The organism is Pseudomonas sp. LBUM1670 (assembly GCF_059695695.1).
Map to the genome: position 1 here is coordinate 5761046 of NZ_CP166783.1, position 9391 is coordinate 5770436.

Annotated in this window: 9 protein-coding genes; all 9 read right to left on the reverse strand. The window is 56.3% G+C overall.

Going from position 1 to position 9391, the window contains the following annotated elements; all coding sequences use genetic code 11:
* Nucleotides 1-8: 8 nt before the first annotated feature.
* The 9 genes from ACA073_RS26405 to rpmH all read right to left on the reverse strand — a co-directional run bounded on the left by ACA073_RS26405 (nucleotide 9) and on the right by rpmH (nucleotide 8825).
* On the reverse strand, nucleotides 9-881 hold the full coding sequence (locus ACA073_RS26405) for a ParB/RepB/Spo0J family partition protein (RefSeq protein WP_461952558.1): 873 nt from the start codon (nucleotides 879-881) through the stop codon (nucleotides 9-11).
* Nucleotides 882-890: 9 nt separating this feature from the next.
* Nucleotides 891-1688 carry a ParA family protein gene (locus ACA073_RS26410; protein WP_461952557.1) on the reverse strand — a complete coding sequence of 266 codons (798 nt, stop codon included), beginning with the start codon at nucleotides 1686-1688 and terminating at the stop codon, nucleotides 891-893.
* Between the two features lie 18 nt (nucleotides 1689-1706).
* Nucleotides 1707-2351: a 16S rRNA (guanine(527)-N(7))-methyltransferase RsmG gene (rsmG, locus tag ACA073_RS26415; protein ID WP_310349330.1), complete on the reverse strand. Its 645-nt coding sequence runs from the start codon at nucleotides 2349-2351 to the stop codon at nucleotides 1707-1709.
* The gene (gene mnmG, locus ACA073_RS26420; protein ID WP_497400660.1) at nucleotides 2348-4240 is read right to left on the reverse strand and encodes a tRNA uridine-5-carboxymethylaminomethyl(34) synthesis enzyme MnmG; all 1893 of its coding nucleotides are present in this window, start codon (nucleotides 4238-4240) and stop codon (nucleotides 2348-2350) included. The genes rsmG and mnmG overlap by 4 nt, the downstream gene beginning before the upstream one ends.
* A gap of 656 nt (nucleotides 4241-4896) precedes the next feature.
* A complete protein-coding gene (mnmE, locus tag ACA073_RS26425) occupies nucleotides 4897-6267 on the reverse strand; it encodes a tRNA uridine-5-carboxymethylaminomethyl(34) synthesis GTPase MnmE (protein ID WP_497400662.1) in 1371 nt (456 codons plus the stop codon).
* Between the two features lie 79 nt (nucleotides 6268-6346).
* Entirely contained in the window at nucleotides 6347-8032 is a 1686-nt protein-coding gene (yidC, locus tag ACA073_RS26430; RefSeq protein WP_497400664.1) for a membrane protein insertase YidC, read from the reverse strand.
* Between the two features lie 2 nt (nucleotides 8033-8034).
* Nucleotides 8035-8280: a membrane protein insertion efficiency factor YidD gene (yidD, locus tag ACA073_RS26435; RefSeq protein ID WP_010207715.1), complete on the reverse strand. Its 246-nt coding sequence runs from the start codon at nucleotides 8278-8280 to the stop codon at nucleotides 8035-8037.
* Nucleotides 8273-8674: a ribonuclease P protein component gene (gene rnpA / locus ACA073_RS26440; RefSeq protein WP_497404238.1), complete on the reverse strand. Its 402-nt coding sequence runs from the start codon at nucleotides 8672-8674 to the stop codon at nucleotides 8273-8275. Before rnpA ends, yidD begins: the two co-directional genes overlap by 8 nt.
* Nucleotides 8675-8690: 16 nt before the next feature.
* Nucleotides 8691-8825 carry a 50S ribosomal protein L34 gene (gene rpmH / locus ACA073_RS26445; protein WP_003213577.1) on the reverse strand — a complete coding sequence of 45 codons (135 nt, stop codon included), beginning with the start codon at nucleotides 8823-8825 and terminating at the stop codon, nucleotides 8691-8693.
* Nucleotides 8826-9391 lie beyond the last annotated feature (566 nt).

Below are 9391 nucleotides of genomic sequence, written 5' to 3' on the forward strand. Positions count from 1 at the left end.
GATATGTTTCAGCGAATGTGTGCGAGCACACCTTGAAGCTCATCGAGGGAGTTGTAACCGATCACCAACTGCCCCTTCCCCTTCTTTCCGTGTCGGATCTGCACCGCAGAGCCTAGGCGCTCGGCCAGGCGCTGCTCGAGTCGGGCGATATCCGGGTCCGGTTTTGCCGGTTCGGCAGGCTCCTGTTTGCCACTCAACCACTGGCGAACCAGTGCCTCAGTCTGGCGCACAGTCAGCCCCCGTGCGACAACATGTCGCGCCCCTTCAACCTGTTGATTCTCCGGCAAACCAAGCAATGCACGCGCATGACCCATTTCCAGGTCACCGTGGGACAGCATGGTTTTGATGACTTCCGGCAACGCGATCAAGCGTAGCAGGTTGGCCACGGTCACGCGGGACTTGCCCACCGCTTCGGCCACTTGTTGCTGAGTCAGCTGGAATTCCTGCTGCAAACGCTGCAGGGCTACCGCTTCTTCGATCGGATTGAGGTCTTCGCGCTGGATGTTCTCGATCAGCGCCATGGCGATGGCGGTTTCATCCGGCACATCGCGAACCATCGCCGGGATGGTTTCCTGGCCAGCCTGCTGGCTGGCGCGCCAGCGGCGTTCGCCGGCAATGATTTCGAAGCGGCCGCTGCCGATCGGACGCACCACGATCGGCTGCATCACGCCCTGTGCCTTGATCGACTGCGCCAGTTCTTCCAGCGCTTGCGGGTCCATGTCCCGACGCGGTTGATACTTGCCGCGCTGGATCAGGTCCAGGGGCAAATGCTGCAGCTCACGCTGATCGGCTTGTACCGCCTGCTCTTCCAGCGAGCTGACAGTCGGACCGCTCAGCAGTGCATCCAGTCCACGTCCGAGACCTCGTTTCTTGACGGCCATGGGGATTCCTTAATTTGCCTGAGCTGCGGCGGTGCGTGAGTTTTTGCGCTGACGGCGAACCATCTCGCCCGCCAATGCCAGATAGGCAATGGCGCCCCGTGATGTTTTGTCGTACGCCAGCGCCGGCATGCCATAGCTTGGCGCTTCGGCCAGGCGGATGTTGCGCGGAATGACGGTGTCGTAGAGCTGCTCGCCGAAGTGTTCTTTCAGCTGCGCCGATACGTCGTTCATCAGGCTCAGGCGCGGGTCGTACATCGTGCGCAACAAGCCTTCGACTTTCAGGTTCGGGTTCAGCAATTCAGCGATGCGCTTGATGTTATCCACAAGGTCGCTCAGGCCTTCGAGCGCAAAGTACTCGCACTGCATGGGGATAATTACCCCGTCAGCTGCGACCAGAGCGTTCAGTGTCAGCATCGACAGCGACGGCGGGCAGTCGATCAAAATGTAATCGTAGTTTTCCCGGATCGGCGCCAACGCGCTGCGCAGCCGGCTTTCCTTCATCTGCATTTCCAGCAGAACCACTTCGGCCGCGGTCAGGTCACGGTTGGCCGGCAACAGCTGGTAACCACCGTGCTCGGAGTAGTGCATGGCCTGGGCCAGGTCGCACTCGCCGATAAGCAGGTCATATACCGAATTTTCCAGCCCGTGTTTATCCACACCGCTACCCATGGTGGCGTTGCCCTGTGGATCGAGGTCGATCAACAGCACCCGACGCTTGGTAGCGACCAGGGAAGCTGCGAGGTTGATGCAGGTGGTGGTTTTACCCACACCACCTTTCTGGTTCGCTATCGCGAATACCTTAGCCATTCTTGCTTGTGTTCCCAATCATGCCGTGCGGCGCAGTATCAGCAGATGGCGTTGGCCTTGGCAACCAGGTACGGCCAGGGCGTGTTCGCTATCGAGGTGGAAGTCTGCCGGCAATGCTACCAGCTCATCGGCCGGATGAACGCCCTTCATTGCCAGCCAGCGTGTATCGGCGTCACCGAGGTGGCGCGTCCAGTTGCTGAAGTTCTCCATGCTGCTGAAGGCCCGGGAAATGATCCCGTTGAAAGGCTGTGCAGGCTGGAAGGCTTCGACGCGACTGTGGATAACTTGCAGGTTATCCAGTTTTAGTTCGAGTTTGACCTGGGTCAGGAAGCGGGTTTTCTTGCCGTTGCTGTCCAGGCAGGTCACTTGGGATTCTGGAAACAGGATGGCCAGCGGAATGCCCGGCATGCCGCCACCGCTACCAACGTCGAGCCAGCGACCGTTTTCGATGAACGACATCACGCTCAAACTATCGAGCAGGTGACGCGAGACCATTTCGTCCGGATCGCGCACGGCGGTCAGGTTGTAAGCCTTGTTCCATTTGATCAACAGGGCCAGATAACCCAGCAACTGCGCGTGCTGGGCTTCGGTCAATGTGACACCGAGCTGGCGAGCACCTGTGGATAACTCTTCGGCGTGTTGCGAGGTGACCAACGAACTCAAGCGCTTTGCTCCAACTGACGGCCCGCGCCGCGTTTTTTCAAATGAATCATCAACAGCGAAATGGCTGCCGGCGTAACGCCCGGAATACGCGACGCCTGGCCCAGGGTCTCTGGACGGCTCGCACCGAGCTTGCTCTGGATCTCTTTGGAGAGACCGGAAATGTTCGTGTAATCGATATCCACAGGCAGTTTTGTATCTTCACTGGCCCGCAGACGCGCGATTTCATCCTGTTGACGATCAATGTAACCGGCGTATTTGGTCTTGATTTCGACCTGCTCGGCGACTTGTGGATCTTCTGCGCCCCCACCGGTCACGGCGATCAGACCAGCGTAGTCGATTTCTGGACGGCTCAGCAGGTTGAGCAAGTTGTATTCGTGAGTGAGCGGTGTACCGAATTTTTCGGAAATCGCATCGCCCTGCTCGGTGCCCGGGCGAACCCAGGTACTTTTCAGGCGTTGTTCTTCCAGGTCGATGCTTTCGCGTTTCTTGCAGAAAGCCGCCCAACGCGCGTCATCGACCAGACCCAGTTCGCGACCTTTTTCCGTCAGACGCAGGTCGGCGTTGTCTTCGCGCAGGATCAGGCGGTACTCGGCGCGGGATGTGAACATCCGATACGGTTCTTGAGTACCCAATGTAATCAGGTCGTCGACCAACACGCCGATGTACGCCTCGTCGCGACGCGGGCACCAGGCGTCTTTGCCCTGTGCACGCAGTGCGGCGTTGGCCCCGGCCAGCAAACCTTGGGCGCCGGCCTCTTCATAACCGGTAGTGCCATTGATTTGTCCGGCAAAAAACAGACCGCCAATCACTTTGGTTTCCAGGCTGTACTTCAGGTCACGCGGATCGAAATAGTCGTACTCGATGGCGTAGCCCGGACGCACGATGTGTGCGTTTTCCATGCCGCGAATCGATTGCACGATCTGCAATTGCACGTCGAACGGCAACGATGTGGATATCCCGTTCGGGTACAGCTCGTGAGTGGTCAAACCTTCCGGCTCGATAAAGACCTGATGGCTTTCCTTGTCGGCAAAGCGGTGAATCTTGTCTTCGATCGACGGGCAATAACGCGGGCCGATGCCTTCGATCACACCGGAATACATCGGCGAACGATCAAGGTTGGAGGCAATGATTTCGTGGGTGCGGGCGTTGGTGTGGGTGATCCAGCAACTGACCTGTTTCGGATGCTGCTCTTTGGAACCCATGAACGACATCACCGGGATCGGCGTATCGCCGGCTTGCTCGGTCATCACCGAGAAATCCACGGATCGACCGTCTATGCGCGGTGGCGTACCGGTTTTCAAGCGACCAACACGCAGTGGCAATTCACGCAGACGGTGAGCCAGGGCGATCGACGGCGGATCACCGGCGCGACCACCGGAATAATTCTGCATCCCGATGTGGATAAGTCCACCGAGGAACGTGCCTGTGGTCAACACCACGGAATCGGCGAAGAAACGCAGACCCATTTGGGTAACGACACCGCGCACTTGTTCCTGCTCGACGATCAGGTCATCAGCGGCTTGTTGAAATATCCACAGGTTCGGCTGGTTTTCCAATGTTTCGCGGACAGCGGCCTTGTACAGAACCCGGTCTGCCTGAGCGCGAGTTGCACGCACGGCCGGGCCTTTGCGGCTGTTCAGAACGCGAAACTGGATACCACCTTTATCGGTCGCCATGGCCATCGCGCCGCCGAGGGCATCGATTTCTTTGACCAGATGGCTTTTGCCGATCCCGCCAATGGCAGGGTTGCAACTCATGGCACCGAGGGTTTCCACGTTATGCGTCAGCAACAGGGTTTTTGCACCCATGCGTGCTGAGGCCAGTGCTGCCTCGGTACCGGCATGACCGCCGCCGATGACGATCACTTCAAAACGGGAAGGGAAATCCACCACGCACCTCGTGCCTGCTTCAGTTAGGTAATCAGGAATAGTTTGAGCTCAGGTTTTTGGACCTGGGCGGCAAGTATAGGGACTTCGCCCTTCCTAAAGAACCCTTTGCACAAAATTTAACCAGCTGTGGAGAAGTCGGGGTTATAGAAATTAAAAAGAGAGAAATTTATTAAATCTTTGTTTTTATGTTTATTTCTACTGAGGCACCTTTCTGTGGATAGATCTCTACAGGCCTTTATATTCAATATGTACAGAGATTCAAAACCCTGTGGTCATGTGCTAATGAGGCCCTTGGATAACCGGTTTAAGCCTGTGGATGAAAGGGGTGGTTATCCACAGAGGTGGTTATCTTCAGTTTTGAGGCCCTGTTATCAACTGCCCTTAATGGCAGTTATTCACAGGGCTTAATCCACAGAAAAGCGGGGATTGGTCAAATCCCGGGCACGGAAAATCCGCCCAGGCAGAAAGAATCTGCTCGGCACTGGAAAAAAATTAAGAGAAAGGAAGAAAACAGCCAGGCTCGAATGGCTAATGCCAGTCAGTTAAGCGAACGCTGACCCTTGTAGGAGCAAGCTTGCTAGCGATGGACGTAAACGATAACGCGAGTTTGCTGGATAACCGCGTCGCCCTCAGCTCCATCGCGAGCAAGCTCGCTCCTACTTACCGATACAGAAGCTTGAAAAGATCCGTCCCAGCAGGTCATCGGAGCTGAATGCACCGGTGATTTCACCCAAAGCGTGCTGAGCCTGGCGCAAATCTTCGGCCAGCAGCTCGCCGGCACCGGCCAAGGTCAACTGTGCACGGCCATGCTCAAGGGAAGCGCTGGCATGCCGCAAGGCCTCAAGGTGACGCCTGCGTGCACTGAAGCTGCTTTCCGAGGTCTGCTCGTAGCCCATGCAGGCCTTGAGGTGGTCACGCAGCAGTTCCAGTCCCTCGCCTGCAGACCTGGCGCTGAGGCTGATGGTGACGTGGCCATCCTCGCTGACTTCCAGGGCTATCGCTTCACCGGTCAGGTCAGCCTTGTTGCGGATCAGCGTGACTTTGGCCGGATCCGGGCGGGTTTCCAGGAACTCTGGCCACAATGCGAACGGATCAAGCGCTTCCGGTGCTGTGGCATCGACCACCAACAGCACCCGATCCGCTTCGCCAATGGCTTTCAACGCCCGTTCCACGCCTATTTTTTCCACATGGTCATCGGTATCTCGCAGACCAGCGGTATCCACCACGTGAAGCGGCATGCCATCGATGTGGATATGTTCGCGAAGAATGTCCCGGGTCGTGCCGGCAATCTCGGTCACGATCGCGGCTTCCCGCCCAGCCAGGGCGTTCAGCAAGCTGGATTTGCCGGCGTTCGGTCGACCGGCGATGACCACTGTCATGCCGTCACGCAACAATGCACCCTGTCCGGCTTCGCGCAGTACGGTGGATAACTCGTCCCTGACCTTGTCGAGCATGCTCAGTACATGGCCATCGGCAAGGAAGTCGATTTCTTCTTCCGGGAAGTCGATGGCCGCTTCTACATAAATCCGCAGGCCGATCAGTTGCTCGGTGAGGTTATGTACACGATCGGAAAAGGCGCCCTGCAAGGAACGCAGTGCATTGCGGGCTGCCTGTGCAGAACTGGCCTCGATCAGGTCGGCGATCGCTTCGGCCTGCGCCAGGTCGAGTTTGTCATTGAGGAACGCACGTTCGCTGAATTCACCTGGCCGTGCCAGACGACACCCCAGTTCAAGGCAACGCTTGAGTAGCATGTCCAGAACAATCGGGCCACCATGACCCTGGAGTTCCAGCACGTCTTCGCCGGTGAACGAGTTCGGTCCCGGAAAATACAAGGCGATGCCCTGGTCCAGCACCTCTTCGTTTTTATCGAAAAACGGGCCGTAGTGGGCGAATCGCGGCTTGAGTTCACGACCGCTGAAGGCCTTGGCCGCAACGCTCGCCAGTGGCCCGGAAATACGGACGATGCCTACGCCGCCACGACCTTGAGCGGTGGCGACGGCGGCGATGGTTTCACGAGGAGCGCTCATAAACCGGTATCCAGACAAAAGTGACAGATAGCAAAACGCCCCACTAGGGGGCGTTTTGAGTGGTTATCCACAGTGTAAATCAGGCGGCTGCTTTAGTAGCCGCTTCGATTTTACGAGTGATGTACCACTGTTGAGCGATCGACAACACGTTGTTCACTACCCAGTACAGAACCAGACCAGCCGGGAACCACAGGAAGAAGAAGGTGAAGATGATTGGCATCAGCTTCATTACCTTGGCCTGCATCGGATCCGGAGGCGTCGGGTTCAACTGCTGCTGGATGAACATGGTTGCACCCATGATGATCGGCAGAATGAAGAACGGATCCTTGATCGACAGGTCCGTAATCCACAGCATGAACGGCGCCTGGCGCATTTCAACGCTTTCCAGCAGAACCCAGTACAGCGAAAGGAAAACCGGCATCTGCACGAGGATTGGCAAGCACCCACCCAGCGGATTGATTTTCTCTTTCTTGTACAGCTCCATCATGGCTTGCGACATTTTCTGCCGGTCATCGCCATGTTGCTCTTTCAGCGCAGCCAGTTTCGGAGCCACTGCACGCATACGGGCCATGGATTTGTAGCTGGCTGCCGACAGCGGGAAGAAGATCCCTTTGATCAGCATGGTCAGGAAGATGATCGACCAGCCCCAGTTGCCGACCAGTGCGTGGATGTGTTGCAGCAACCAGAAGATTGGCTGGGCAATGAACCACAGAATGCCGTAGTCGACGGTCAGTTCCAGACCTGGGGACAACTCTTTCAACACAGCCTGGCTTTTCGGACCGGCGTACAGCACAGCGCTTGTCTCGGCCTTCGCACCAGGGGCAACAGTCATTGCCGGGGCGGTGTAGCCGATGATGTAGTTGCCTTTGCTGTCTTTGCGGGTCTGGACGAGGTTGTTTTCGCCCTTCGCCGGAATCCACGCGGTCACGAAGTAGTGTTGCAACCAGGCAACCCAACCACCGTTCACGGTTTCTTTCAGCTGAGCCTTGTCCATGTCGCTCATCGACACTTTCTTGTACGGCTCGTTACTTGTCCACAGGGCGGCGCCCAGATAAGTCGCGGTGCCGGTGGCGGTGCTGGAAGAAGGATCGGAGCTGGCGTCACGCTTCAACTGCGCAAACATTGCACCGGACCAGGGCTGAGCGCTCTGGTTGTCGATCAGGTAGGAAACGGTTACGTCATACAGGCCACGTTTCACGGTGAAACGCTTGATGTAGTTGACGCCGTCCTTGCTGAACTTCAGGTCCACGACCAATTGGTCCTGACCGTCAGCCAGTTGGTAAATCTTCTTCTCGGAGGAGTAAACCGGACGACCGGCAGGACTTGCGTCCGGACCGTTGGTGCCGATCAAACCGCTTTGAGCCAGATAAGTCCGCTCGTTGCCGTTATCGAACAGCTGGAATGGAATTTCCGGATGGTCCTGGCGACGTGGATACAGCGGCAGCGTCAACTGGGCAACATCACCACCTTGTGGATCGATAGCCAGGTTGAGCACATCCGTTTTGATCTGGATGAGGTCTTTGCTTGCAGCTACCGGCGTTTCAGCAGGAGCATTTGCACTGGTATCGCTTGCGGCGCGTGGAATGTCGTCACTGACAGAAGCATTATTGCCAGTCGCCGTTTCCGGTAGGCCCGGTGCGGTAGTACTGGAAGCAACATTCTGAGTCGGCAGGGCAGCCTGGCCATAGTCCTGGTTCCATTTAAGAACCATAACGTAGGACACGATTGCCAGGGCGACGATCAGGATCGTGCGTTTGATATCCATGATTACTCGGCCATCGAAGAAGAACGGGAGGTAGGGATAGGCGGAACCGGGTCATAACCACCGGGATTCCACGGATGACAGCGACCTAAACGACGAAAGGTCAGCCAGCCACCGCGCAGAAGGCCATGATTTTCTATGGCTTCTAACGCGTAGCAGGAACAACTGGGGTAGAAACGACAGTGACTGGCCATCAGAGGACTAATGGCATAGCGATAAAACTGGATCGGAACGAGTGCCAGTTTACGCATCGGGACTGTCTACCCCTACAGTTTCGGTTTTGACTGCTGGTACCGGCGTGCTGCGTGCCAGACGCTTCCAGAGTTTGCCGAAATGCTGAATCAATTCGGGGTTTTCTACGTCACCCAAACCTTTGCGCGCGACGATTACGATGTCCCAACCGGCCAGTAAATCCTGGTTCAGACGGAACGATTCGCGCATCAGACGTTTGAGGCGATTGCGCTCGACGGAGAGCTTTACGCTCTTTTTCCCGATAACCAGCCCGAGACGGGGGTGATCAAGATCGTTGTTGCGCGCAAGGAGCAGGAGATTTTTCCCCGGAACCTTGCCGGTAGGGGAGTCAAAGACTGCCTTGAAATGCCGGGGGGTAAGCAGACGCTTTTCCCGACTGAAGTCCTGACTCACCTCCAGTGCCGGCTTATCAAACTGCCAGACGCGCACGACCTTTGGCGCGACGACGCGACAGAACGGCGCGACCGTTCTTGGTAGCCATGCGAGCACGGAAACCGTGGGTACGAGCGCGTTTGATAGTGCTTGGTTGGAAAGTACGTTTCATTGTCGTGTTACCTGGTTCGTCCACAACGGGCCGGAATGGCCCCCGTTTTAAGAGACCGGGGATTCTAGAGAAAGCAAGCCTCTAGGTCAATTTCCAACCAGCGTTTCCTTATAAATAGATCTCCAGTGGTTTTGCTCGCCTTCAGCCTTGGCCAAATATAAAAATAAAGAAGGAAAGTATTTAAAGCTTTTCTGTAAAGCTTATAAAAGCTAGGGCAGCGATCATCTGTGGATAACTGCCTTTAGGCCTTCTAGCACGGGATGTACAGAGAATGACAACTACGGTGGAAAACGGTGGTCAGCCTGTGCTGCGCTATCGGATAAGCTGTGTGTGAAAGGGGATGTTATCCACAGGCTGGTTATCCACCGAGTTTCGCCCCCACTTGTGCAACGACCTCAGGGGCGGTTATCCACAGAGCTTATGCACAGACCATTGGTCGTCTTTTTTACGTATAAATCGTTGATTCTTCTTGGCCAGTGGCCCACCTACGTGTGGATAAGTCGGCGTCTGGTCGCTACAATGGCCGCTTGTTTTTGCCTCACCGGCTTTCAACTTAGGGGATATCC